Source organism: Jannaschia maritima, assembly GCF_030973515.1.
GTDB lineage: Bacteria > Pseudomonadota > Alphaproteobacteria > Rhodobacterales > Rhodobacteraceae > Jannaschia > Jannaschia maritima.
Genome location: NZ_JARGZA010000019.1, coordinates 1 through 25,515 on the forward strand (window position 1 = coordinate 1; position 25,515 = coordinate 25,515).

Here is a 25,515-nt window from a genome sequence, read left to right on the forward strand (position 1 = left end):
CCCCGCTGCTGGGCGAACGCCAAGCCTTCGACATGGTCGAGCGATACTACGACGCGCTCAACGCACGCGACGACGCCGGGATGTCGGACTTGCTGGCGGAGGAATGGGTCGGCTACGGCTTGGCGGCGGGCCCGGACGGTATGGATGCGGCGCAGCTGTTCGACGTGATCGACCGCAACCGTGCGGGCATGAGCGACCTGACCTTCGCGGTCGACGACGTCCACGTGTCGGACGACGTGGTCACCGTGATCGGGCGAGTGACCGGCACCCATACCGGCGAGCTTCTCGACGTTCCCGCCACGGGGCGGCAGGTCGCGTTCGAGTCCATCGCCGTGCACCGCATCGAAGACGGGCGGATCGCGGAATCATGGATAACGTCCGATCGGCTCGGTCTGCTCCAGCAGATCGAGGAGTGACGGAACCCCGCGGGCACGCGACCTGCGCATCGACGATGCGACAGGATCGGCACCGGCGCAGAAGCCGCGGAGCGCCCTGACCCGCCGCAGCGACCATGCCCGACGATCTGCGATCGGACCATGGGGGCATCTGGGCGCGCAGTCATGCGATGGGCTCTAATGCATCCACCAGCCCCCATCGATGGACAGGTTCTGTCCGGTCACGAACTTCGCGCGGTCGGACACCATGAACAGGATCGCCTCGGCGACGTCGTCCACGGACCCGCGGACCTTCAGGGCCTGACGGTCGAGCAGCATCGCCTCGTAGCTCTCGATCTGGTCGCCCCAGACCTCGGTCTCGAGCGCGGTGGGGATCGCGCCGGGCGAGATCGTGTTGACGCGGATGTTCCACCGTCCGAGTTCGCGCGCCATGGACCGGGTCAAGCCCAGGAGCGTACCCTTGCTGGCGACATAGGCGGTGAAGTCGCCCCACCCGCCGTTCAACGTGATCGAGGTCAAGTGCACGATCGCGCCGCGCCCGGCGGCCTTCATGCCCGGCAGCACCGCCTGACTCAGCGCGAAGGCCGCGGTGGCGTTGACCGTCTGTGTGCGCTCGTACTCGTCCACGTCGTAGGCATCCATCGCCTTGAGCGGGTTCACGGCGGCGTTGTTGACCAGGATGTCCACGGGCGCGTCGGCGGCGTGGTCCGCGACGGCGCGCTGCGCGGTGCGCACGTTCGACAGGTCCACGCCCAGCCAATCGATCCGCGCACCGGGCACGGCGGCGCGCGCGTCGGCCACGGCGGCGTCCTTGCCGGGCAGGTCCAGCATCGTCACGCGCGCGCCGGCGCGGGCCAGGGCGATGCTCTCGCCCAGGCCCAGACCGCCGGACGCGCCGGTCACGAGGGCATGGCGCCCTTCCAGTTCGCTCATGTCGGGTCCTCCTCGAACGGGTGGATGCGGCAGGCCAGCCGGGTGGTGTCGCCCGGCGCCAGCGCCACCATGCCGTTCGCCGCGGCGCCCCCCGGCAGGGCCGGGGCATCGATGGCGTGGGTGACGGGTTCGACGCAGACGAAGGCCGCATCCGCGGCGGGGGAATAGAGGACGTAGCGGTCGACCGGCGGGTCGGCCCCGGTGACGTCCATCCGCACGCCGCCCGCATCGGGCCAACGCAGGGTCGCGGCGCCGGTCCATCCCTCGAAGCCCGCATTGATCCAAGCGTCGGGCAGGGGCACGGGCTGCCCCGCGTCGAACGCGCGGGGATCGGTGACGGGGACGCATTCGGTCGGCAGGTGGCCACGCCCTTCCAGCCATTGCGACCGCGCGGGCGCTTGCAGCGTCGTGCCCGGCCGGCGCACGAACCAGGGATGCACGCCCAAACCCATGGGCAGCGCGGCCTCCCCGGTGTTCGTGGCCTCCAGAACGACCGTCAGCGCGCCCGCGGCGACCGTGTAGGCGAGCGTTGCATCGTAGCGCCACGGACCGATCGCGCCGCGATGCGACAACGACGCGCTATCCTCGCCCGCCGCGTCCACGTCCCAGGCCGACAGCCAGCCGTCGCCGTGGATCGGATAGGCCTCCCCCGCGACGTTGGGCGGCACGGGGTGGCCGTCCACGCCGGCCGACAGGCGGTTGGAGAACGGGACCAGCACGTTCAGCGCCATTGCGAAGGCGGCGTCGGGAAGGGTCTCGGGGCCGTCCAGGGGCCGCAGCACGGAGTCCCAGCCGTCCCCCCGCCGGCGGTCCAGGCGCGCCAGCCCGCCGCCCAGGTCGGGGCGGACCACGGCGCGCAGGCGCGCGTCGCCTATGGTCAGGGCGGCGGTCACAGGACGGCGTGCAGCTCGTCGATGCCCACGTCGGCCACGCGACGGTCGAGCACGATCTCGCCCCGGGCCATGGCGACGACGCGGTCGCAGGTCTCCAGCACGTGGTGCATGTTGTGGGAGATGAAGATCCCGGTCACCCCCTGCGCGGGCAGGCCGCGGGTGAAGCCGAGGACCTTCTCCGTTTCCTTGACGGACAGGTGGTTCGTGGGCTCGTCCAGGATCAGCAGGCGGGACCGGAAGTGCATCGCGCGCGCGATGGCGACGCCCTGGCGCTGGCCGCCCGACAATTCGCCCACCAGGGCGTCGGCGGATCGCAGGTGCAGGTCCACGTCGCGCAGCGCCGCCACCGCCTCGCGCCGCATGCGGCGCTGATCCATCAGGCCCACGCCCCCCAGGCCGAAGCGCACGGGCTCGCGCCCGATGAACAGGTTGCGGGCGATCGACATGGTGGGGACCATGGAGTTGTACTGGTGGATCGTCTCGATCCCCAGGCGCATGGCGCGCTTGGGCGTGCCGATGCGCACGGTCCGCCCCTCCACGGCGATCGTGCCGTCGTCGGGGGTCTCCACCCCCGACAGGCACTTGATCAGCGTCGACTTGCCCGCGCCGTTGTCGCCGACCAGGCCCAGCACCTCGCCCGCGCGGATGTCGAGGTCGATGCCCTTCAGCGCGTGGACGCCGGAATACCACTTGTGCAGGCCACGGCAGGCGATCAGCGCGTCCGCGGCGGCGGTCGGGGTGACGGCGTTCATGTCTCCACCTTGAGCCTGCGAGCGGTCTTGCGTAGCCAGGCGTTCGACACGACCGCCAGGATCAGGAGCGTGCCGACCGCGAACTTGAACCAGTTGGCGTCCACCCGCGTCAGCACCAGGCCGTTGTCGATGACCCGCAGCAGCACGGCCCCGATCACGCCGCCTAGGACGGTCCCGATGCCACCTGCCAGGGCCGTGCCTCCGATGACGGCCGCCGCGACAGCCTGCAACTCCAACCCTTCGCCCAAGGACGGCAGGGGGGAACCCAGGCGGAACACCTGGATCGTGCCCGCCAGCCCCGCCAGCATAGAGCACAGGACGAAGCAGAACAGCTTCACCCGCTGCACGGGGATGCCCATGGACTTCGCGGCCTCCAGGTTGCCGCCGGTGGCGCGGATCCAGTTGCCCAGGTTCGTGCGCGTCAGCATCAGCCCCAGCAGGACCGCGATGCCCACGAACCACAGCATCGACAGCCGGACGGGCCCGACGAACTGGGTGAACAGCCACGACGGAATGTCGAGCGGCAGGAGCGGCGGGAACCCGCCTGAGATCACGACCGTCAGCGAGCGCGCCACGAACAGCATCCCCAGGGTGGTTATGAAGGAGGGGATGGCGAAGCGCATCGTCACCACCCCGTTCACCACGCCCACGCAGGCGCAGACCCCCAGCCCCAGCAGCATCGCGCCCGCGAAGGGCACGCCCTCGTTCAGCAGCAGCGTCACCGACATCGGCATCAGGGCGAAGACCGAGCCCACCGAGAGGTCGAACTCGCCCGCGATCATCAGGATCGTGACGCCGACGGCGACGAGGCCGACCTCCGGCAGGATTCCCAGGATGCCGCGGAGGTTCGCCTCCGACAGGAACACCCCGTCCGAGCGCAGCTGGAAGAACGCGACCAGTGCCACGAGGAGCACGAGGCCCGCCAGCTCCGGCTTCTCGAGATAGACCTTCAGCAGGCGGCGCCCCCTGTCGGGGCGCCGCGTGGCCGGCGGGGCCGTGGTGTCGGTCGTGTCGCTCATCGCGGTCCTCCCCTCCCTTCCGTCCGCGGCGGTCAGCGGATCCCCTGGCGCGATCCGTCCATGATGGTCGCCACGTCGTCCGGCCCCATCACGCCCGTTCCGGTGTTCACGTCGGAGGGCGACAGGCCGATGGCGTCGGCCAGATAGACCTGCATCACGGGCAGGAAGCCCTGGGCGTAGGGCTGCTGGTCCACCAGGGCCTGGACGTACCCGCCCTCCATCTCGCGCAGCACCTCCGGCACGAGGTCGAAGGCGCCCATGAGGACGGCGCCCGGCTCGACGCCCCGGTCCCGCAGCACGCGCGCGACGCCCGCGGCCCAGAAGCCCGTATCGAAATAGGCGTTCGTTTCGGGATTGGCGGCGAGGTACGCGCCGACCCGGTCGGACGTCACGGCGAGGTCGGTGCCGCTGTCGATCCGCTCGACCTCGACGGTGCGGCCCGTCTCCTCCGCATAGGCCGCGAGCCCTTCCTCGATCCCCTGCGCGCGCTGCTCGGACCAGTTCTGGCCCGGCGCGGACACACCCAGAAGGACGCTCAGATCGCCCTCCGCCGGGAACTGTTCGGCCACGGCGGCGGCGAGCGCCTGGCCGGCGGCGACGAAGCCCTGGCCGATGAAGGCCTGGCGCGGGCTGCCCGCCGCCCCCTCGCTGTCGTCCACGTTCACGGCGATCACGATGGTGCCGGCGTCGCGCGCGTCCTGCAGGATGCCGTCCAGCGCCTGGTCGTCCACGATCGAGGTCAGGATGGCATCGGGCTGACGGGCCAGCGCGGCCTGCATGTTGGCAGCCTGCTGCTCCACCGAGCCTTCGGTCTGGGTAAAGATCATCTGGCACGACGCGCCGACCTTCTCGCAGGCATCGTCGAAGCCCTTCTGGACGGCCTGCCAGAACGTGTTCGACGACGAGGAATGGTGCGTGAACACGATCTCCAACGGGTCGTCCTGCGCGGTGGCGGGCCAGGCCAGCGTGGCGGCCAGGATCGCGGCGGTGGCTGTGGTGGTCTTCATGGCGTCTTCCTCCCTTTGGATGTCGTCGGGTCGGTTCACTCCGCGCGGCTGACGCGGCGCGTCACCGTGCGGCGTCGGTCGAGGTCGGGGTGCAGGTCCAGCCCCAGGCCGGGGCCCGGGGGCACGGTGATGCGGCCTTCGGTCACGGGGGGCAGTCGTGTGACCAGATCGCCGTACCAGGTCCGCAGATAGGCGCGGACGGATTCCTGGATCAGCGCGTTGGGCGCGTTCAGCGACAGATGCGTGCTGGCTGCCAGGACGACGGGTCCGGTGCAGTCGTGGGGAGCCACGGGCAGGTGCCAGGCCTCGGCCATCGCGGCGATCTTGCGGGCCTCCGACAGGCCACCGCACCAGGACAGGTCCAGCATGACGATGCCCGCGGCGTCGGTTTCCAGAAGATCCCGGAAGGCCCAGCGTGTTCCCAGCGTTTCGGACGCGCAGACCGGCGCCCGCGAGGCCGCGGCGTAGCGGCGCAGCGAGGACAGGCTGTCCATCCGGATCGGGTCCTCGTGCCAATAGGTGTCGAACGGCTCGAGCGCGCGGGCGATGCGGATGGCGGGGGTCAGCTGCCACATCGAGTGGAACTCGACCATCACGTCCATGCGGTCGCCGACGCGGGCGCGGATTTTCTCGAACGGCGCGAGCGCGGCGCGGAGGTCCGCGGCGGAGATGTCCCAGCCGCCTGACTTCTCGGCCGCGGCGTCGAAGGGCCATATCTTCATGGCGGTGATGCCCTCGGACAGGAGCTCCTCCGACAAGTCGTCGGCGCGGTGGAGGAACGCGTCGAGGTCGTCGAGGCCACCCCCCTGCCCCAGCCCGTAGTTCGCCGTCCGCTGGCCCCCGTCCTCGCGCATGTAGGACGTGCCCGCGCAGGTATTGTAGGTGCGGATGTCGGTCCGGGTGAAACCGCCGAGCAGTTGCGCCACGGGTTGGCCGAGGGCCTTCCCCCACAGGTCCCACAGCGCGATGTCCACCGCCGAGTTGGCGCGCGCCTCCACCCCGGTGGAGCGGTGGCCGAGATAGCCCACCAGGTTTCGCGCCGCCGCGTCCACCGCCAGGGGATCGCGTCCCGCCACTAGCGGCCACACGCGGTCGTGCAGGTCCGCCTCCACCGCGCCGGCGCCGAAGAACGTCTCGCCCAGGCCGACCGTGCCGTCGTCGGCGGTCACCCGGACCCAGATCAGGTTGGGATGCTCCGCCGCGCGCACCGTTTCCAGGGACGCGATCCGCAAGCCTGATGCGGTCGGATGCGCCATCAGCGGACCCCCGCGCGGTCCAGCGCCCGCACCGAATGATCGAAATGCAGGTCCATCGCCGCGCTGGCCGATCCCGGGTCGCCGTCGCGCACCGCGCGCGCGATGGCCTGGTGGACGCGGACGCTGTCTAATCGCTCCGCGTCGTCGGCGCGCGCGTCCCACGCGATCCGCCACGTCCGGCGCGTGACCTCCATGAACCCTTCCACGGACAGGGCGAACATCGGGTTGCGCGTGGCCCGGGCCAGCGTCGTGTGGAACGCGAGGTCGTGGTCGCGGACCGCGTCCGCGTCGCCCGCCCCGTTCGCCTGATCCATGGCGTCCGCATGCTCCACCAGGGCCGCGCGTTCGGCGGGATGCGCCAGGCGCGCGGCCAGTGCCGCGATGCGATGCTCCAACGTGCGGCGGACATCGTAGATCTGCGGCAAGGTGATCTGGTCGGTCGTCACCGCGTGTCCGATCAGCCGGGCCTGCACGGCCGAATCGATGGGTCCGACACGCGCCCGGCGACCGTTGCCGACGTCCAGGATGCCCAGGGCGGCCAGCGACCGGAACGCTTCGCGGGCGACGGGACGGGACACGCCGCACGCGACCGCGAACTCGGCCTCGCCCGCGACCTGGTCGCCGGGTCGCAGGCCGTCCGCCCGGATGCGTGCCTGGACGGCGTCGACCACACGTTCCACGCGGGACATGCCGTCGATCTGCGCGACCGGCTGCTTCGATGGCATCACCTATGCACCCTCCCATCTAACCTGTTTGACAGGTTATAGGCGATCGATAGGATAGCATCGGATCGATCGTCAAGGAGGTCGTGATGCCCCCACACGGGACACCGGATGTCGCAAGCGTGACGCGGTCGCGTTCCGGCGTGGGCGAGAGCCCCGTCTGGTCAGTGGAGGAGGCCGCCCTCTACTGGGTCGACATCACCGGGCATGCAGTCCGCCGGCTCCACCCCGCGACCGGGACCGAGGACGTCTGGTCGATGCCCGAGATGGTCACCTCCCTCGGCCTGCGTCGCAGCGGCGGCTTCGTCCTCGGCCTGCGCAAGCGCATCTGCCTGTGGACCCCGGACGGGGACCTGGACGACCTCGCCGTGATCGAGCCCGACCGCCCCGGCAACCGCCTGAACGAGGGGGCCGTGGCGCCCGACGGCTCGTTCTGGGTGGGGACGATGCAGGACAACATCCTGCCCGATGGCGGCGCGCGCGACGTGGACGAGGCGACGGGGGCGTTGTGGCGCGTCGCACCCGACGGATCGGTGGCCCGGCTGTGCGGCGACCTGTTCGGCATCACCAACATGATGATCTGGCGCGACGGGTCCTTCGTGACGGCCGACACCGTGGCGGGGGCGTTCTATGCCTATGCGTGGGACGGAAGCGCGCTCCGGGACCGCGAGCCCTTCGGGTCGGCCGCGCCGGGCGCCCCCGACGGCGGGGCCGCCGATGCCGACGGCACGATCTGGAACGCGCGCTTCGGCGGCGGGTGCCTGATCGGATTCGGCCCGGCGGGCGACGTCGTGACCCGGCTGGACGTCCCGTGCACCAACCCCACGAGCGCGGCCTTCGGCGGATCGGACCTGCGCGACCTGTACGTGACGTCGGCCACCTTCGGCCTGGCTGACGCGGCAATGGCGGACAACCCGGCGGAGGGGCGCGTCCACGTCGTCCGCATGGAGCGCCCCGGCCACCCGCCGAACCTGTTCGAGGGATAGCGTCGCCCGGAGCGTTCTGAGGTCGGGGGCGACGGAATGCGGACGGGCAGGTTCCGTCGGACCGATCGTCCGGCACACCATGCGAGGGTCCGTCCCCGCAAAATCGGTTCCTCGAAATTGCATGACGACTCCGTCGTGCGGGCGATCGTCGATGCTGGGAAGGGGCTCGGGCGACGCGCCGCGGGAAGCGCCCATCCACGCGTCGCCTCGCGGGGTTGCGGGCGTTCGGGCGGGGTCCCACCTCTGCCCCGTCGGTCGGGTGGATAAACGGGGGAACGACGATGCTTCGGGGAACGATCGTCCGGCTGCTGGCCTGCCTGGTGCTGCTGACGGCCTGGGCCCCGCCCGTCGCGGCACAGGACGATTCCGTGGAGGTGACGACCCCCGCCGATCCCTTCGGCCGGGACACCCCGCGCGGCACGGTCGATGGCCTGATCGCGGCCTTCGCGTCCGGCGACCGGGGCGATGTCATCCCCTATCTCGACCTGTCCGACCTGCCCCCCGAGCGTCATCGCTTCGAGGGGCGCCGCATCGGCGACCGCCTGCAGACGGTGCTGGACGCGACGGGGGGCATCCTGCCCGCCTTCCGGCTGTCGGACGAACCGCAGGGCACCACCGGCGACGGCCTGGCCCCCGATCTGGATCGGTTCGCGCTGCTCCGCGCGGAGGACGGACCGGTGGACCTGACCCTCATCCGGTCGGAGGTGGACGGCGTCCCGGTCTGGCGCGTGTCGCCCGCTGCCCTGGCGCTGGTGTCGGCGACCGAGTTCCGCATCCCCCTTTACCAGCGCTTGGCCCCAGACTGGCTGGACGGAACGCTGGGCGGGGTGCCGCAGGCGGCCTGGGTGGCCCTTGCGGCGACGGGCTTCGTGGCCCTCGCCGTGGCGTATGTGGTGGTCTGGTTGGCGATGACGGTCCTGCGTCTGACGTTCCGGCGGCTGGGATGGTCCGGCGCATGGAAGGTGATCCGCCCCCTCCGCGTGCCGCTGACGCTGGCGATGGGGGCGCCGATGTTCACGGCGCTGAACCTCGTGACGGGGGTGCCGATCGTCGCGCGCGCCGCCGTCGGCCCGGTGGTCGAGACCGGCTCCTGGCTGGCCCTGGCCTGGACGGGCCTGCGCCTGGTCCACGCCATCGGGGACGAGGTGCTGGCCAGCATGACGCGCCGGTCGCGGGTCGGCGCCATATCGGTCGTATCGATGGCCCGGCGCATCGCCTATGCGGTGGTGGCCGTGGTCGCGGCCCTGATGATCGCCAGTTCGTTCGGCCTGGACCTGACGGGCTGGTTCGCGGCCCTGGGCATCGGCGGCATCGCGGTCGCCCTGGGCGCGCAGAAGACCATCGAACACATCGTCGGCGGCCTCAGCCTGATCGCGGACCAGCCGGTGCGGGTGGGCGACTTCTGCTCCGTCGGCGGACTGATGGGCACGGTGGAGGACATCGGCCTGCGCTCGACCCGGCTGCGGACGCTCGACAACACGTTGCTGACCATCCCCAACGGCGACATGGCCGCCGCCCGGATCGAGAACTTCGCCGGGCGCCGGCGCTTCAACTGGACCACGATCCTGGGCCTGCGCTACGAGACGACGCCGGACCAGATGCGCGCGGTGCTGTGGCGGCTGGAGCAGCTGCTCGCGGGCGACGAGCGGGTGGACGAGGGCTTCCGCGCCCGCTTCGTGGGGTTCGGTCCGTCGTCGCTCGACATCGAGATCTTCGCCTATCTGCTGGCGGACAGCCAGCCCGCGCAGCTGGCGGTGCGCCAGGACCTGAACCTCGCCATCATGGACATCGTGGGCGAATGCGGGACCGGGTTCGCCTTTCCGTCGCAGACGGTCTACCTGGCACGCGACGACAAGCCCGCGGCGGGGGACGAGGCCGGCTTCGGGGCGCCCGTGCGTGATGCTGCGGAATAGCGTCCGGGGAAGGGTCCGGGTGGAACCGCCCGACCCGGCCCGCGTTCGACTGCGAAAGGGTCGCGTGGGGCGGCCTATCCATACATCGAGAGTACAATGAACGACCAATCGTTCCCGTCCGGGGCCGCGGCCGCCGTCGTCCAATCAGACCGCGCGCGCCGCCCCGGGGGGCTGCGCGAAGGGCGGCCCTTCCCGCTCGGCGCGACCTGGGACGGCCGGGGCGTGAACTTCGCGCTGTTCTCCGCGAATGCCACGCGCGTCGAACTGTGCCTGTTCGACGCGACCGGCGAAACGGAGCTGGAGCGGATCGCCCTGCCGGAATACACCGACGAGGTGTTCCACGGCTATCTGCCCGACGCGCAGCCGGGCACCGTCTATGGCTATCGCGTCCACGGGCGGTACGCGCCCGAGGAAGGGCATCGCTTCAACCCCAACAAGCTGCTGCTGGATCCGTATGCCAAGCAGTATGTCGGCGCCCTGACCTGGGACGAGGCACTGTTCGGATACGAGGTCGGGCACCCGGACGGGGACCTGTCCTTCGACGCGCGCGACAGCGCGCCCTTCGTGCCGAAATGCGTCGTGGTGGACCCAGCCTTCACCTGGGGCGTGGACGTGCGTCCGATGACGCCGTGGGACCGCACGGTGATCTACGAGACACACGTGAAGGGCTTCACCAAGCTGCATCCCGGCGTGGCGGAGCATCTGCGCGGCACCTATGCCGGGTTGGCGTCGCCCGTCGCGCGGGACCACATCCGCGGCCTCGGCGTCACCGCGGTCGAGCTTCTGCCCGTGCACGCCATGGTGGACGGCGACTTCCTGACTCAGAAGGGGCTGGTCAACTACTGGGGCTACGACTCGATCGGCTTCTTCGCGCCCGACCCCCGCTACGCCGCCGCGCGGGAAAGCGCGGTGCAGGAGTTCAAGTCCATGGTCGCCCACCTGCACGCCGACGGGCTGGAGGTGCTGATGGACGTCGTGTACAACCACACGCCCGAAGGCAACGAGATGGGTCCGACCCTGTCGTTCAAGGGCATCGACAACGCGTCCTACTACCGCCTGATGCCGGACCGGCCGCGCTACTACGTCAACGACACGGGCACCGGGAATACGGTGAACCTGAGCCATCCGCGGGTTATGCAGATGGTTACCGATTCCCTGCGCTATTGGGTGGAGGAATGCCATGTCGACGGGTTCCGCTTCGATCTGGCCACCATCCTGGCGCGCGAGCCCTGGGGCTTCGCGGAGAACGGCGGCTTCCTGCAGGCCTGCCGTCAGGACCCCGTGCTGTCGTCGGTCAAACTGATCGCCGAGCCGTGGGACATCGGGCCCGGCGGATACCAGGTGGGTCAGTTCCCGCCGGGCTGGTCGGAATGGAACGACAAGTACCGCGACACGGTCCGCGCCTTCTGGAAGGGCGACGGCGGCCAGGTCCCGGAGCTCGCCAAGCGCCTGACCGGGTCGGGCGACCTGTTCGACCATCGGGGCCGCAAGCCCTTCGCGTCGGTGAACTTCATCACCGCGCATGACGGGTTCTGCCTGCGCGACCTCGTCAGCTACGACCGCAAGCACAACGACGCCAACGGGGAAGGCAACCGCGACGGCCATTCCCACAACCTGTCGTGGAACCACGGGGCGGAAGGGCCGACCGACGACCCGGACATCCGCGAACTGCGCATGCGGTCGATGCGCAACATGATGGCCACCCTGATCTTCAGCCAGGGCACGCCGATGATCCTGGCGGGTGACGAGTTGGGCCGCAGCCAGAACGGCAACAACAACGCGTATTGCCAGGACAACGAGATCTCGTGGCTCGATTGGGACGGGCTGGGGGACGAGGCCGCCGGCCTCGCCCGCTTCGCGCGCCGCTGCATCGCGTTGCGTCAGGCGTTCCCGATGATGCGGCGCGCGCGGTTCCTGACCGGTGCCTACAACGAGGATCTGGACGTCCGGGACGTGACATGGCTGCGCTGCTGCGGCGCGGAGATGGACGAAGGGGCGTGGAACGACCCGGAAACGCTCTGTCTGGGACTGGTCCTGGACGGACGCGCGCAACCGACGGGCATTCCGAAGCGCGGCGAGGACGCGACCTTGCTGATGATGCTGAACGCCCATCACGACGACGTCGACTTCACGCTGCCCACCGTGCCCGGCGGATCCGCCTGGTCGCTGTTGGTGGACACGACGGAAGCGGAGACGGAGCCGGCGTCCCATCCCGCGGGGTTGGCGACCGCCCTGCCGGGACGGAGCCTGCGCCTCTATGTCCTCGAACCCGATGGGCCGTCGAACCGTGCGACGCGCGTGGGCGAGGGCCGCGTCCGCGACACGCTGGAGGAAAGCTGGCCGTCCCTGCCCTTGGGGGCCTGATACAGGCTTCGGTCCCCCGGGATCGGACCACCCCGCGCCCGGCCGTTCGGCCGGGCGCGTTTCGTTCCGTCACAACATGTGACAGCAGACGTACCCTCCGTGATCCATATGCGCGGAACTCAGCGCAACGGCGATTATTTTGAATTTCACTTGTGGCTGTGTGTTCCCTACATGCCCCTCAACGGAGACGGCGCGTGAGATCGTTCAACGGCCTTCCCCTCCGAACCATGAGGATTGCCTCCGATGAAGAAGTACTTCGTAACGACCGCCCTGGCCCTCCTGCTTGCCGGTCAGGCGCATGCGCAAGCTACTGGACTGACGGGCGTCGAGCGCCTCGACGACCGCATCGACGACATCACCGATGACGTGAACGACGAGTTCGACCGCGGCGTCGACGACGAGCGGTTCAGCACCAATGGCGTGCCGCAGGGCTTCCGCGGCTCCGCCGCGCTGCAGTTCTCGGGCGTCGACGGCAACACGGACACGTCCGACCTGTCCGCCGCCGCGCGCATCACCTACGGCATCGGCGAATGGTCGCACAGCTTCGGCTTGGCCGCCGAGTTCGGCGAAGGCAACGGCGTCCGCAACGAGGAGAAGTTCTTCGGCATCTACGAAGGCTCCCGCTCGTTCACCCCGCAGCTCTATGCCTTCGGCACGGGCCGGTTCGAGTACGACGACTTCGCCACGGTCGAGCGCGACGCGTTCCTCGGTGCGGGTCTGGGCTACCGGATCGTCAACACGCCCGACGTGGCGTGGCGCGTGCAGGCCGGTCCCGGCGTCCGCTACACCGACCTCCAGAACGGTGACGACGAGACCGAATTCGCGGGCATCCTGTCGTCGCGCTTCTTCTATGGGTTCAGCGACACGGTCAGCCTGACCAACGACACCGACGTCCTGTCGTCGGACGAGAACACGCTGGTGACGAACGATTTCGGCGTCAACTTCAAGGTGTCCGACACGCTGTCCACGCGCCTGTCCTACCGGACGGACTACAACAGCGACCCGCTTGACGGGTTCGAGAGCACGGACAACCGGCTGGGCGTGGCCCTGGTCGTGGGCTTCTGAAGCCCGTTCCGAAGGACCGCACCGGGGGCCGCGGCCCCCGGTGACCGCGCGACGCCGCCCGGCCCCGCCCTTCGGGGACCGGGTGGATCGCCGCTCCGGCCACGTTACGGAAGACCACCCGATGAACGCCGATCACCGCGTCCCCGGCCCCTTCGTCGAGGTGCTGACCGTCGCCGCCCCGGGCCTTGTCGCGGGCTATCGCTTTCCCGGCGGCCGACCGGGTCCGACCTTGCTGGTGGCACTGTCCGACGCGCTGCTCGACCCCGTCAGCGATCGCATGGCCGCTCTGCCGACCCTTCCGTGGATGCGCGGCGTGCTCGACCTCGTGCGGCTGGACGCCGTGGGGTGGGGCGACTGGACGCCGCCCGGCCCCACCGACGCGACCCTGTCCCTGCCCGTTCACGACGCCACCGCGGCCGCCGTTCGCGAAGGGTACTGGTCGATCCTGCGGATGTGCACCAGGATGGGCATGATCGACGGCAGGGGGGTCGCGCTGAGATGACGGAGGACGGGCCGGCGGTGATCGGCTGGATCGAGACGGTCGACCTGCCCGACCTGGGGCTGCGGGACTTGAAGGCGAAGATCGACACCGGCGCCCGCACCTCGGCGCTGCACGCCCACGACATCCGCCGCTTCCGGCGGGGCGACGCGTCCTGGGTCGCCTTTCGCGCCGATACCGGGCACGGCCTGTCCGACGACCCGATCGAGGCCCGGCTGATCGGCCGCCGCGCGATCAAGAACACCTCCGGCGTGCCGGAGACGCGGCTGATCGTGCGCACGCGGCTGCGGCTGGGCGATCGGCTCTGGCGGATCGACCTGTCGCTGAGCGACCGGACCAACATGACGTTTCCCATAATCGTGGGGCGTGCCGCATTGAAGCGGCACGACATCGCGGTCCACACGCGGCGCGCCTACGTGGCGACGCCAAACCCGGAAAGGACCGCCCCATGAAGATCGTGATGCTGGCCCGCAACGCCACCCTCTACAGCCACAAGCGCCTGAAGGAGGCGGCGGAGGCGCGCGGTCACACGCTCGACGTCGTGGACACGCTGCGCTGCTACATGAACATCGCCTCGCGGCGGCCCGAGATCTACTACAACGGCGAGAAGCTGGAAGGCTACGACGCCGTGATCCCCCGCATCGGCGCGTCCGTCACGTTCTACGGCACGGCGGTCCTGCGGCAGTTCGAGATGATGGGCGTCTATCCGCTGAACGAGAGCGTGGGCATCGGCCGGTCCCGCGACAAGCTGCGCTCCATGCAGCTGCTCGCGCGCGACGGCATCGGGCTGCCGGTGACCACCTTCGCCCACGATCCGAAGGTCGCCGACGAGGTGGTGGAGCTGGCCGGCGGCACGCCCGTCGTCATCAAGCTGCTGGAGGGGACGCAAGGTTTGGGCGTCGTGCTGGCCGACACCAAGCGGTCCGCGAAGTCCGTGATCGAGGCGTTCCGCGCGTCAAACACGAACATCCTGATCCAGGAGTTCATCAAGGAGGCGGGCGGCACGGACATTCGCGCGTTGGTCGTCGGCGGCCGCGTGATCGCCGCCATGAAGCGGTCGGGCGCGGAGGGCGAGTTCCGCTCGAACCTGCACCGCGGCGGATCGGCCCAGGTCGTCAAGCTGTCGCCGGAGGAACGCTCGACCGCGGTGCGCGCTGCCAAGGCGATGGGCCTGAACGCCTGCGGCGTGGACATGCTGCGCGCCAATCACGGCCCCGTGGTGATGGAGGTCAACTCCTCCCCCGGGCTCGAGGGGATCGAGAAGGCCACCGGCCTCGACATCGCGGGCACGATGATCGAGTACCTCGAGAAGAACGTGAAGTCCGGCAAGACGAAGACCAAGGGCAAGGGCTGATGGCGAAGCGCCCCGGCTTCGCCCTGGGGGGCGAGGTCGTGGCCCCCGGCGACCGGCGGACGGTCGCCCTGCCGGTCAGCGTCCTGTCGGACCACACCGCGGTGGCGATGTCCGTGCACGTCGTCCACGGACGCAGGCCCGGCCCCACCTTGTTCGTGTCGGGCTGCATCCACGGCGACGAGGTCATCGGAACCGAGATCGTGCGCCGGATCCTCGCGTCGAAGGTCCTCGGCCGCCTGCGCGGCACGCTGCTGGCTGTGCCCGTGGTCAACGCCTACGGGCTGATCAACCAGTCCCGGTACCTGCCCGACCGGCGCGACCTGAACCGCTGCTTCCCGGGTTCGGAAGGGGGGTCGCTGGCCGCGCGGCTGGCGCATCGCTTCCTGCATGAGATCGTGGCGCGCTCCGATCTGGGCATCGACCTCCATTCGGCGGCGATCCACCGCATCAACTATCCCCAGATCCGCGTGTCGCCCGACGATCCCGCGATGGCGGATCTGGCTACGAGCTTCGGCGCGCCCGTCGTGATCCATTCCCCCCTGCGTCCCGGATCCCTGCGCGAAGCCGCGCGCCGGGTCGGCACGCCGGTCCTGCTGTACGAGGCGGGCGAGGGCCTGCGCTTCGACGAGACCTGCGTGCGGGCGGGCGTGGCGGGCGTCCTGCGGGTGATGCAGGCCCAGGGAATGCTGCCCGCGCGCACCGTGTCGGTTCCGCGCGCCGCGCCGCAGACCTGCCTGTCCAGCAAGTGGCTGCGCGCGCCGATGGGGGGTCTGCTGCGAACATACGCGGCGGACGGGACGGCGGTCGAACGCGGTCAATTACTAGCCGTCGTGGCCGACCCGTTCGGCGAAACCGAAGCCGAGATCCGCGCCCCGGCCGACGGCCTGATCGTGGGCCGCGCGGTCATGCCCATCGTCAACGAGGGCGACGCGATCTTCCATCTGGGGCGCATGGCCGCGCCCGCCGGCACCGAGGGCGCAGTCGAACGGTTCGAGGCGCAGATGGAATCAGACCCCCTGTTCGACGAGGACGAGATCCTCTGAGACCCGCGCCCGTCTAGCGCCGATAGGCCGAAGGCGTGCGCCCGAAGCGGGGGCCGAACTTGCGCCCCAGCCCGCTGGGCGATGCGAAGCCGGTCGCCAGGGCGATGTCGCCGAGGGGCAGATCGGTCTGGATCAGGAGGCGGCGGGCCCGGTCGAGGCGCAGGTTCATGTAGTACTGCATCGGGGTCGCCCCCAGATGCTTGCGGAACAGCCGTTCCAGCTGCCGGGGCGACACCCCGCCCAAACCCGCGAAGTAGCTGATGGGCCGCACGTCCTCGACCATCGCCTCCATCCGCGTGGCGACCTTGGCGACGATCGGATTGCGCACCGGCAGGCGCGAGGACAGGCCGATATCCGCGTCCTCCTGCAGGTGATGGATGTCGACGTACATCAGTTGCGCGGCCACGTCGTCCGCCAACCGCCCCCGACCCCGCCGGCGCAACAGCGCCAGGATCAGGTCGATCCCCGCGATCCCCCCGGCGGAGGTCAGCACGTCGCCGTCCAGCGCGAAGGGCGCATCGCTCAGCGGGATGTCGGGGAACTCCTCCGCGAAGGCCTCCCGCTGCTCCCAGTGGATGGTGACCGCCGTGTCGCGCAGCACCCCCGCCCGCCCCAGCGCATAGGCGCCGGTGCACAGCCCGCCCAGATGCGCGCCGTGCGACGCGCAACGCCGCAGCCAGGCCAGGAGCTTGGCATCCACCGCCGCATGGATGTCGACGCCGCCGCAGACTAGCAGATAGGTTCCCGACCGCACGGGTCGCCATGGCCCGTCCACCGGCAGCGCCACCCCGAGCGAGGACGCGACCGCCTCGCCGCCTTCGGATTGCAGCGACCAGGCGAAGACCGGCGCGTCGTTCAGACGGTTGGCGATCCGCATCGCCTCCAGCACGGTGACGGCCGACAGCATCGAGAAGCCGGGCACCAGGAGGATCGCGACCTCCATCTCCGCGGCGCGGTGGGGGGTCGGGGCGGCGCGGCCGTCGCGGACGGTCACGGCTCCGCGCTCCCGATCGCCTCCTTGCGACGGGCGACATAGGCTTCGAGCGCCTCGCGCACGGCCGGGTCCATGCTCGGCGCCTCGTAATCCTGCAGCGCTTGCTTCCACAATGCCGTGGCGCGGGTCAGCGCGTCCTTCGCGCCCGCCGCCTCCCAGGCGCCGTGGTTGGTCCAGTCCGACAGCATCGGCCTGTAGAACGCGCTCTCGTAGCGTTCCATCGTGTGGGGGCTGTCGAAGAAGTGTCCCCCCGTCGGCACGGCCTTGATGGCCTCCAGGCCCAACTCGGCGTCGTCCACCTTCATCGGCTCAAGGAACTGCTTCATGTTCTGGATGATCTCGACGTCGAGGATGAACTTCTCGTAGCTCGCCGTCAAACCCCCTTCCAGCCAGCCCGCCGCGTGATAGATCAGGTTGGCCCCGCCCAGGACCGCGCCCCAGGTCGACATCATCGTCTCGTAGGTGGCCTGCAGGTCCACCGCGTTCGACGCGTTCGCGTTCGACGTGCGGTAGGGCAGCCGGTAGCGGCGGGCCAGTTGACCCGCGACGATGTTGGCCTTCGTGTTCTCCGGCGTGCCGAAGGCGGGCGCGCCGGAGCGCAGATCGACGTTCGAGGTGAACGCGCCGTACATCACGGGCGCGCCGGGCTTGACCAACTGCGTCAGGGCGACGCCGAACAGCGCCTCCGCGTTCTGCTGCGCCAGGGCCGCGGCCAGCGTCACGGGCGTCATCGCGCCCATCAAGGTGAAGGGCGTGATCGTCACGGGCTGGCCGTGCTCCGCCATCGCGATCAGGCCATCGGTCATCGCCTCGTCCAGCAGGCGGGGCGAGTTGACCGAGATGATCGTGATGACGCCCGGCACCTCGGCCATGTCGGCGGGGTCGATGCCGCGGCTGATGGCCATCATCTCGATTCCATCCATCGCGCGGCCCCGGCCGATGGCGGTGCAATGGAACGTCAGGTCGCTGTGGACCAGGTTCGACAGGTACGTGTCCAGATGCCGGTTGTTGGCCGGCTTCTCCATCGGGGCGCAGACCTGGTTGCCGATCATCGAGACCGCGTTGAAGTGGTGCGCCAGCTTGATGAAGTCGTCGTAGTCGGACTGGTTGCCGACGCGCCGCCCGCGTTCCGCGTCGTGGACGTTGGGCGGCCCCGCGACCAGGCCGAAGTTGATCGCGTCGCCCCCCATCGTGATCCGCTTGGCCGGGTTGCGGGCGACCATGTCGAAGGTGGCCGGCGCGGTCGCCAGCGCGGCGTCGACGATGGCGGCATCGATCCGGATCGTCATCGTGTCGTCGTCCACGATCCCGCCCGCGTCGCGGAACAGGTCGGCGACCCGCCGGCTCATGACGCGGATGCCCGATTCCGACAGGATGCGGAGCGACGTGTCGTGGATCGCCTGCAACCGCTCCTCGTCCAACAGGGGGAACGGGCCATGGGGGTTGCGGGTCTGCGTCCAGGGCAGCTGGGGAATGCCGCCCGCGCTGCGCGCCGTGCCACCGCGCCTGCCCCCCCGTCGTCCGTCCCGTCCCATCGCGCAACACCCCCCCGCGCTCGGTCATACCCTTCCGCGTCGGGCTGCACGGTAGGGGGTGGGGGGCGGGGGGGCACGTGATGGTTTCCGGCCCTATGGCACGGATTTTCCGGGACATGGCGGCGGGGAGGGTGTCTATGGGATGGGCCATGACCACCCTGCCCCACCTGAACCACCTTCGCTCGTTCGAGGTGTCGGCCCGGACGCTGTCCTTCACCCGGGCCGCGGCGGAGCTGAACTATACCCAGTCGGCCGTCAGCGGCCACGTCCGGGCGCTGGAGGACTTCATCGGGCGCCCGCTCTTCGTGCGGCATCCACGCTCGCTGTCGCTGACCTCGCTGGGCGAGGCGTACCTGCCCACCGTCCAGCACATGCTGACGCAGATCGACGCCGCGACGGAGGCGATCATGGCGCCCCGCCACGGACGCCGCGTCGTCGTGTCGGCGCCCGTGTCGCTTGCGACCAACTGGCTGCCGTCCCGGCTGGCCGCCTTCCGCGCGACCGAGCCCGGCATCGACGTGACGGTCCATGCCCGGATCTGGACGGACGAGGATCCGGAGGTGGCGGACATCCGCGTCTCCGCCGCGCGCCGGGCGGAGGTGCCCGCGACCGCCCGCGTGCTGTGGGCCGATCGCCTGGTCGTCCTGGCCCCGCCGGACGCCGCGCCGCGCACGCCGCCCGCGATGATGGAGGCCGCGCTGATACACAACCTCGGGCGGCCCGACTACTGGTTCGCGGTGGGCGAGCGCTTCGGCCTGCCGGGGCTGCACGCCTTGGGCGGCCTGCGCACCTCGTCGCTGAACACCGCGATGGAGCTGGCCGTGGCCGGGGCGGGCCTGGCCGTCGTGCCCCTGGCCGTCGCCGCGCTGCATCTGGAGCGCGGCCTGCTGGTCGCGCCGTTCGAGCCGGTGGACAGCGACTGGGTCAACGTCCTGTCCGACGAATCCCTTCTGAAGTCGCGCGAAGCGCGGCTGCTGCATGCGTTCCTGGCGCAGGGAGGCGAAGGCGCTCCCCACGCCTGATCCGCCGGTAGGCGCGCTCGCCGGGGGGGCGTTAGGCGCGCAGCCGCGCGCCCTCGGGGTCGAAGGGGGGTCGGGCCAGCACCGTGGCACGATGCGGCCTGCCCAGGATGAACACGTCGACCGCGTCGCCCGCCGCGGCGGTGCCCGCCTTCACGAAGCCCAGGGCCAGCGACTTGCCGACCGATGCGCCATAGGCCCCCGACGTGACCCGGCCCGCGGGCGTTCCGTCGGGCAGGAACACGGGCTCGCCCCCGCTGGCATCCGCGTCGTCCGCGGCCTCCACCTCGAAGGTCACCAGCGTCTCGCGCGCGGGCTCGTCGCGCACCTTCAGCCAAGCGTCCTTGTTCAGGAAGTCCTTGTCCGCCTTGACCAAGCGGTCCAGCCCGACCTCCTGCGGCCAGTATTCGGGAGAATATTCCCGCCCCCAGGACCCGTAGCCCTTCTCGATCCGCAGGACCCCGAGGGCCCGGCTGCCCACGGGACCGCCGCCCAGGTCGGCCGCCGCATCCAGAAGCGTGCGCATCAAGGCGGGCTGATCGGCGGCGTCGCAGTGCAGCTCCCACCCGAGGTCGCCGGTGAAGCTAACGCGCAGGGCCAGGCATCGCACGCCGCCGACCTCGATCGTGCGGGACCGCATGAAGGGGAAGGCGTCGTTCGACAGGTCGTCGTTCGTCAGGCGCTGCAACAGGTCGCGGGCCCTGGGCCCTGCCACGTTGTAGCCGCAGGTGGCATCGGTCCGGTTCTCCAGCACCGTCCCTTCGGGCAGGGGCACGGCGTCGAAGAAGCGGCGGTGATAGCGCTCCGCCATGCCCGACCCGATGACCATGTATTCCTCGTCGCCCGTCATCGTGACGGTGAAGTCCCCCGCGATGCCGCCCCGCACGCCGATCAGCGGCGTCAGGCAGGACCGTCCGACCCGGGTGGGGATCCGGTTGGCCATCAACGCGTCCAGCCAGGCATGCGCACCGGAGCCGCGGACGACGTAGTTGGCGAAGTTCGAGATGTCGATGACGCCCACGCTCTCGCGCAGCATCCGCGCTTCCCGGCTGACGGGGCCGAACCAGTTCTGCCGGGCGAAGCCCGTCGTCTCCTGGATGCCGGGGGTGTCGGCGTACCACAGCGGATGCTCCCATCCGCAGTTCAGGCCGAAGACCGCGCCCCGTTCCTTCATCGCCTCGTAGGTCGGGCGGACGCGGGCGGGGCGGCCGGCGGCGCGTTCCTCGTTCGGGAAGTGGATGGAGAAGCGGTTGGCATAGGCGTCGCCCACCCGGGCCTTCGTGAACCGCTTGTCGGCCCAGTCGCCGAACCGCGCCAAGTCCCAGGCGAACATGTCGTATTGGGGCTCGCCGTCCACGATCCATTGCGCGGACAGCAGGCCCAGGCCGCCCGACTGGCTGAAACCCGGGATGATGCCGTTGCAGCAGAAGTAGTTGCGCCGTTCCGGCACGGGGCCGAACAGGGCGTTGCCGTCGGGCGACCAGATCATCGGGCCGTTGATGACGCGCTTCACGCCCGCCTCCGCCGCCGCCGGCACGCGATCCATCGCGCGCATCACGTTCTCCATGATGCGTTCCAGATCGTCGGCGAACAACTCGTGGCCGAAGCCCTGCGGCGTGCCGTCCTCCGCCCAGAAGCGCACGTCGCGCTCGTAGGCGCCGATCAGCAGGCCCTGCCCTTCCTGGCGCAGGTAGTACTCGCCGTCGCGGTCCGCGACCGTGGGCAGGCGGCGGCCGGCGGCGACGATCTCGGGCATCGTCTCGGTCACGAAGTACTGGTGCTCCGTCGGCAGCAGCGGCAGGTCGATCCCGGCCATCGCCGCGACCTCGCGGCCCCACAGGCCGGCGGCGTTGACGATCCACCCCGCGTGGATGTCGCCGCGCGGGGTGCGGACGATCCAGGTGCCGTCGGGCTGCTGCTCGGTGGCGGTGACGGGGGTGTGCCGTTCGATCGTGGCGCCGAGCGCGCGCGCGCCGGCGGCGTAGGCCATCGTCACGCCGGAGGGATCGACGTTGCCGCCATCGTCCTCGTACATGATGCAGCGGATGCCGTCGTAGTTCACCAGAGGATGCAACTCCTCCGCCCGCTCGCGCGACACCTCGCGGAAGTTCAGGCCGTAAAGCCTTGCTTTCGCTTCCTGAAGGCGAAGCTGATGCTCTCGCGCCTCGGTCTGCGCGAGGTAGAGCGAACCGGGCTGGAAGACGCCGCAGCCCTGCCCCGTCTCAGCCTCCAACTCCTTGTAGAGGTTCATGGTATAGTGTTGGATGCGGCTGATGTTGGTGTTGTCGTGCAGGCCGTGGATGTTGGCCGCGGCGTGCCAGGTGGACCCGGACGTCAGCTCGTCGCGCTCCAACAGGACGCTGTCGGTCCAGCCCAGCTTCGCCAGGTGGTAGAGGATCGAGCAGCCGACGAGGCCGCCCCCGATGACGACGGCTGGAGCATGGGTCTTCACGGCGGATCCTCCCTGACGGACGGGGCGCAGGATGCGTCCGGATGACGGGGAAGTCCCGTGCCGTCATCGGGGTCGATGACCCCTGCGGATCGGGGTCATATCCCGGTCATGGACGAATCCCGAGGCATGCACCCCCCATACACCCCCTGTACACCCCCCGTACATACGCGAGGCACCGTCCGGGGTCGGCGTTGGGGTATGCAGAACCGTTCCGACACAGGGGGCGGTGTCCGGCGGTCCACTATGGTGGACCGCGCTGCGGACCTCAGCTATCCCCCGGATCGACCCGTCCCTGCGGGACCGGTCCTTCGCCCCCCCGTCCACCCCCCGCACATACGTGGAGGCGCCGTCTGGAATTGGCGTAGCAGTATGCGAGGCCGTTGCGATCGGGTGGTGGTGTCCAGCGGTCCGCTCGGGCGAACCGGGCTCAGGCCCCTACCGGAGCGGGTTCACGCCGCGGGGGATCAGCCAGAACTGCGATTGGGCCAGGAGGAAGTCGACCAGGATCGCGAGGAGCGCGGTGGGAATGGCGCCGGCGAGCATCATGGCGAAATCGTTCAGCGCGATGCCCTGGAAGATCAGCTCGCCCAGCCCGCCGCCGCCGATCAGGAAGGCCAGGGGCACGGTGCCCACGTTGATCGCCAGCGCGGTGCGCACGCCCGCGAAGATCACGAACAGCGCGTTGGGGATCTCGACCCGCATGAGGATCTGCATGGGCGTCATGCCCATGCCGGTCGCCGATTCGATCAGGTGGGGCGGCACCGACTGGCATCCGGCATAGGCGTTGCGCACGATGGGCAGCAGGGTCGCCACGAACAGGCCGAAGATCGCGGGCAGCGTGCCGATGCCCAGGATCGACATGGACAGCGCCAGGATCGCCAGCGTGGGGATCGTGGTCCCGATGTTGAGGACCTGGATCAGGTACTCGGCGTAGCGGCGCATCGACGGGCGCGACAACCAGACCCCCAGGGGGATTCCCACGAGGATCGCCAGCCCGCCCGAGATCAGGACGAGGCGAACGTGCTGGTCGAGCAGATAGACGATGTCCTCGCGCAGGTCGTACATCGAGGGCAGCAGGCCCGACGCCCAGGCCCAGGCGCCCGCGGCGAAGACCAGCGCCAGAAGGACCCAGCGCCAGGCGGTCGCGGCCTTGCCCTCGGCCAGGGCGGCCAAGGTGCGCGTGGCGCCCGCCATGCGGTTCACGCCCGCCTTCAGGGTCCCCACGGGCGGGCCGTCGGCGACGTTGTCGGCTTCCAGGTCGTCCAGCGCGGCGGTGTGGGGGTTGCGGGCCATCGGATCAGGCGTCCCTGTAGGTCGCGCCGAGCAGGTGGGTGATGCCCCGCTGCGTGACGTAGCCCTTGTAGAAGCCGTCGTCGTCCACCACCGCGAGCGACGTCTCGTCGTGGGTGAACATCATGGACACGGCGGTGCGCAGATCCTCGCGCGCGTTGATGGAGGCGGGCAGCTTCTTGTGGTTCTCGCCCACCCGGCCCTTCGCGCCGCGCGCGTCCGACAGGTACACGATGCCCCGCGCGCGCCCCTTGGGCCCGACCATGACGATGGAGATGTGGCCGTGCTCCTCCATCTTGGCGGCGGCATCGGCCAGCGTGTCCTCCGCCCGCACGGTGGGGGGATCGGACATCATCGCGTCGCCCACGGTGATGAGGCGCAGGCGCTTGAGCGTGCGGTCCCCGCCCACGAAGTCGGCGATGAAGCTGTTCTTCGGGTGGGCCAGCAGGTCGTCGGGCGCGTCGTACTGGATCAGCTTTCCCGCGTCGAAGATCGCGATGCGGTTCGCCATCTTCACCGCCTCGTCGATGTCGTGGCTGACGAACATGATCGTCTTCTTGAAGTCGCCCTGCATGCGCAGGAACTCGTCCTGGATGACCTCGCGGTTGATGGGGTCGATGGCCCCGAAGGGCTCGTCCATCAGCATCACGGGCGGGTCGGCGGCGAGCGCGCGGATCACGCCCACGCGCTGCTGCTGGCCGCCCGACAGCTCCTTGGGATAGCGCTTGAGGAACGTGCCGGGATCCAGGGCGACCATCTCCAGCAGCTCGGCGGCGCGGGCGCGGGACTTCTTGCGGTCCCAGCCCAGGAGGTCGGGCACGGCGCAGATGTTGTCCTCGATCGTCTTGTTGGGGAACAGGCCGATCTGCTGGATGACGTAGCCGATGGTGCGCCGCAACTCGATCGGGTTCTGCTTCGTGACGTCGGTGTCGCCGATGAAGATCTTGCCCGAGGTCGGCTCGATCAGGCGGTTCACCATCTTCATCGTGGTGGTCTTGCCGCAGCCCGACGGGCCCAGCAGCACGCAGATCTCGCCTTCCGGCACCTCCATGTCGACGCGGTCGGAGGCGACGACCTGGCCCGATGGGGTGTCGAAGATCTTCGTCAGCTCGTCCAGGCGGATCATGGGCGGGTGTCCTTCAGCGGGGGATCGAGACGCCGCGCGGCGTCAGGCGGCGCTGCAGCCACAGCAGCGCGAAGTCGGCGGCCACGGCCAGCACGGATACGGCCAGGGCGCCGGTGATCAGCTGGCGCGGATCGGTCTGGCTGATGCCGCGGCTGATGAACGTCCCCAGCCCCCCCGCGCCGATATAGGCGGCGATGGCGGCGACGCCGATGTTCATGACGACCGCGGTGCGCACGCCCGCCATGATGACGGGCACGGCGAGCGGGATCTCGACCTGGCGCAGGCGCTGCGCCGCGGTCATGCCGATGCCCTTGGCGGCCTCGCGCAGCGCGGGGTCCACGTTCGAGATCGCGGTGTAGGTGTTCCGGATGATCGGCAGCTGCGAATAGAGCAGCACCGCGATCACGGCGGGCAGATAGCCGATGCCCTGGCCGATCACGGACAGGACGGGGATCATCACCCCGAAGAGCGCGATGGACGGGACGGTGATGATGATGGCCGCGACGTAGAGGACGATGTCCGCGGCGCGCTGGTTCTGGGTGATGGCGATGCCGATGGGCACGCCCGTCAGGATCGCGAGCCCCACCGCTACGACCACGATGGCCACGTGCTCGAGCGTCCGCTCGCCGATCAGGCCCAGGTTGTCGAAGATGTATCCGACGATCTCCATGCGTCCCCCGACGTCGTCCGCTGCGGCGATGGTCGCCGGAAAGCGTGTGACGGACGCGCGACATGCGACACGGACGGGACGGGAGGCGACACAGGCGGTGGTTCGGGCGGGGGTGGGGCGGATGGGTGGGGGCGGACGGGACGGGCCGGCTGACGCCCTGTCGCGCAGGTTCGGACGGGTCGGCGGGGTGTTTCCGGCCGTCCCCCCCCGCGACGTCCGCCGAAAGCC

The 25,515-nt window shown here is 70.1% G+C and carries 23 protein-coding genes; 10 read left to right on the forward strand and 13 right to left on the reverse strand.

What is annotated here, in order from left to right; genetic code table 11:
- On the forward strand, positions 1-416 hold a 416-nt coding region (locus P0084_RS15645; protein WP_308917812.1), incomplete at its 5' end, for an ester cyclase.
- Between the two features lie 156 nt (positions 417-572).
- Here P0084_RS15645 and P0084_RS15650 read toward each other — a convergent pair.
- Genes P0084_RS15650 through P0084_RS15680 form a run of 7 tightly spaced genes read right to left on the reverse strand, consistent with a single transcriptional unit; the run spans position 573 to position 6,980 of the window.
- Positions 573-1,328: an SDR family NAD(P)-dependent oxidoreductase gene (locus tag P0084_RS15650; protein WP_308917813.1), complete on the reverse strand. Its 756-nt coding sequence runs from the start codon at positions 1,326-1,328 to the stop codon at positions 573-575.
- Positions 1,325-2,221, reverse strand: coding sequence for an aldose 1-epimerase (locus P0084_RS15655; protein ID WP_308917814.1), 897 nt, complete (start codon positions 2,219-2,221; stop codon positions 1,325-1,327). Before P0084_RS15655 ends, P0084_RS15650 begins: the two co-directional genes overlap by 4 nt.
- Positions 2,218-2,973, reverse strand: coding sequence for an ATP-binding cassette domain-containing protein (locus tag P0084_RS15660; RefSeq protein WP_308917815.1), 756 nt, complete (start codon positions 2,971-2,973; stop codon positions 2,218-2,220). Before P0084_RS15660 ends, P0084_RS15655 begins: the two co-directional genes overlap by 4 nt.
- Positions 2,970-3,992 carry an ABC transporter permease gene (locus tag P0084_RS15665; protein ID WP_308917816.1) on the reverse strand — a complete coding sequence of 341 codons (1,023 nt, stop codon included), beginning with the start codon at positions 3,990-3,992 and terminating at the stop codon, positions 2,970-2,972. Before P0084_RS15665 ends, P0084_RS15660 begins: the two co-directional genes overlap by 4 nt.
- Before the next feature lie 32 nt (positions 3,993-4,024).
- Complete coding sequence (locus P0084_RS15670; protein ID WP_308917817.1) at positions 4,025-4,999, reverse strand: substrate-binding domain-containing protein; 975 nt, start codon at positions 4,997-4,999, stop codon at positions 4,025-4,027.
- Positions 5,000-5,034: 35 nt separating this feature from the next.
- On the reverse strand, positions 5,035-6,255 hold the full coding sequence (locus tag P0084_RS15675) for a mandelate racemase/muconate lactonizing enzyme family protein (protein WP_308917818.1): 1,221 nt from the start codon (positions 6,253-6,255) through the stop codon (positions 5,035-5,037).
- Positions 6,255-6,980: a FadR/GntR family transcriptional regulator gene (locus P0084_RS15680; protein ID WP_308917868.1), complete on the reverse strand. Its 726-nt coding sequence runs from the start codon at positions 6,978-6,980 to the stop codon at positions 6,255-6,257. The genes P0084_RS15675 and P0084_RS15680 overlap by 1 nt, the downstream gene beginning before the upstream one ends.
- 119 nt (positions 6,981-7,099) lie before the next feature.
- Here P0084_RS15680 and P0084_RS15685 point away from each other — a divergent pair, with 119 nt between their 5' ends.
- From P0084_RS15685 to P0084_RS15720, 8 genes are all read left to right on the forward strand, one after another.
- Positions 7,100-7,963 (forward strand): SMP-30/gluconolactonase/LRE family protein, encoded by an 864-nt coding sequence (locus tag P0084_RS15685; protein WP_308917819.1) that lies wholly within the window; start codon positions 7,100-7,102, stop codon positions 7,961-7,963.
- Positions 7,964-8,244: 281 nt separating this feature from the next.
- Positions 8,245-9,876: a mechanosensitive ion channel family protein gene (locus P0084_RS15690; protein ID WP_308917820.1), complete on the forward strand. Its 1,632-nt coding sequence runs from the start codon at positions 8,245-8,247 to the stop codon at positions 9,874-9,876.
- 96 nt (positions 9,877-9,972) lie between these two features.
- A complete protein-coding gene (gene glgX, locus P0084_RS15695; protein WP_308917821.1) occupies positions 9,973-12,240 on the forward strand; it encodes a glycogen debranching protein GlgX in 2,268 nt (755 codons plus the stop codon).
- Between the two features lie 243 nt (positions 12,241-12,483).
- A complete protein-coding gene (locus P0084_RS15700; protein ID WP_308917822.1) occupies positions 12,484-13,305 on the forward strand; it encodes a DUF481 domain-containing protein in 822 nt (273 codons plus the stop codon).
- 121 nt (positions 13,306-13,426) lie between these two features.
- Positions 13,427-13,807 carry a hypothetical protein gene (locus tag P0084_RS15705; RefSeq protein WP_308917823.1) on the forward strand — a complete coding sequence of 127 codons (381 nt, stop codon included), beginning with the start codon at positions 13,427-13,429 and terminating at the stop codon, positions 13,805-13,807.
- Positions 13,804-14,256, forward strand: a complete 453-nt coding sequence (locus P0084_RS15710; RefSeq protein ID WP_308917824.1) for an ATP-dependent zinc protease family protein — start codon at positions 13,804-13,806, stop codon at positions 14,254-14,256. Before P0084_RS15705 ends, P0084_RS15710 begins: the two co-directional genes overlap by 4 nt.
- A complete protein-coding gene (gene rimK / locus P0084_RS15715; RefSeq protein WP_308917825.1) occupies positions 14,253-15,158 on the forward strand; it encodes a 30S ribosomal protein S6--L-glutamate ligase in 906 nt (301 codons plus the stop codon). The genes P0084_RS15710 and rimK overlap by 4 nt, the downstream gene beginning before the upstream one ends.
- Positions 15,158-16,201: a succinylglutamate desuccinylase/aspartoacylase family protein gene (locus P0084_RS15720; protein ID WP_308917826.1), complete on the forward strand. Its 1,044-nt coding sequence runs from the start codon at positions 15,158-15,160 to the stop codon at positions 16,199-16,201. The genes rimK and P0084_RS15720 overlap by 1 nt, the downstream gene beginning before the upstream one ends.
- A 13-nt stretch (positions 16,202-16,214) precedes the next feature.
- On the opposite strand, the gene P0084_RS15725 is transcribed toward P0084_RS15720, so the two are convergent.
- Both P0084_RS15725 and P0084_RS15730 read right to left on the reverse strand, forming a co-directional pair.
- Positions 16,215-17,195, reverse strand: coding sequence for a GlxA family transcriptional regulator (locus P0084_RS15725; protein WP_308917827.1), 981 nt, complete (start codon positions 17,193-17,195; stop codon positions 16,215-16,217).
- Entirely contained in the window at positions 17,192-18,730 is a 1,539-nt protein-coding gene (locus P0084_RS15730; protein ID WP_308917828.1) for a trimethylamine methyltransferase family protein, read from the reverse strand. The genes P0084_RS15725 and P0084_RS15730 overlap by 4 nt, the downstream gene beginning before the upstream one ends.
- Positions 18,731-18,879: 149 nt before the next feature.
- On the opposite strand from P0084_RS15730, the gene P0084_RS15735 reads away from it, so the two are divergent.
- The gene (locus P0084_RS15735) at positions 18,880-19,752 is read left to right on the forward strand and encodes a LysR family transcriptional regulator (RefSeq protein WP_308917829.1); all 873 of its coding nucleotides are present in this window, start codon (positions 18,880-18,882) and stop codon (positions 19,750-19,752) included.
- Positions 19,753-19,783: 31 nt separating this feature from the next.
- Here P0084_RS15735 and P0084_RS15740 read toward each other — a convergent pair whose 3' ends face one another.
- The 4 genes from P0084_RS15740 to P0084_RS15755 all read right to left on the reverse strand — a co-directional run bounded on the left by P0084_RS15740 (position 19,784) and on the right by P0084_RS15755 (position 25,287).
- Positions 19,784-22,201, reverse strand: a complete 2,418-nt coding sequence (locus P0084_RS15740; RefSeq protein ID WP_308917830.1) for a GcvT family protein — start codon at positions 22,199-22,201, stop codon at positions 19,784-19,786.
- 435 nt (positions 22,202-22,636) lie between these two features.
- Complete coding sequence (locus P0084_RS15745) at positions 22,637-23,494, reverse strand: ABC transporter permease (protein WP_308917831.1); 858 nt, start codon at positions 23,492-23,494, stop codon at positions 22,637-22,639.
- A gap of 4 nt (positions 23,495-23,498) precedes the next feature.
- Positions 23,499-24,617 (reverse strand): ABC transporter ATP-binding protein, encoded by a 1,119-nt coding sequence (locus tag P0084_RS15750; protein WP_308917832.1) that lies wholly within the window; start codon positions 24,615-24,617, stop codon positions 23,499-23,501.
- 13 nt (positions 24,618-24,630) lie between these two features.
- Positions 24,631-25,287 carry an ABC transporter permease gene (locus P0084_RS15755; protein WP_308917833.1) on the reverse strand — a complete coding sequence of 219 codons (657 nt, stop codon included), beginning with the start codon at positions 25,285-25,287 and terminating at the stop codon, positions 24,631-24,633.
- Between the last annotated feature and the right edge of the window lie 228 nt (positions 25,288-25,515).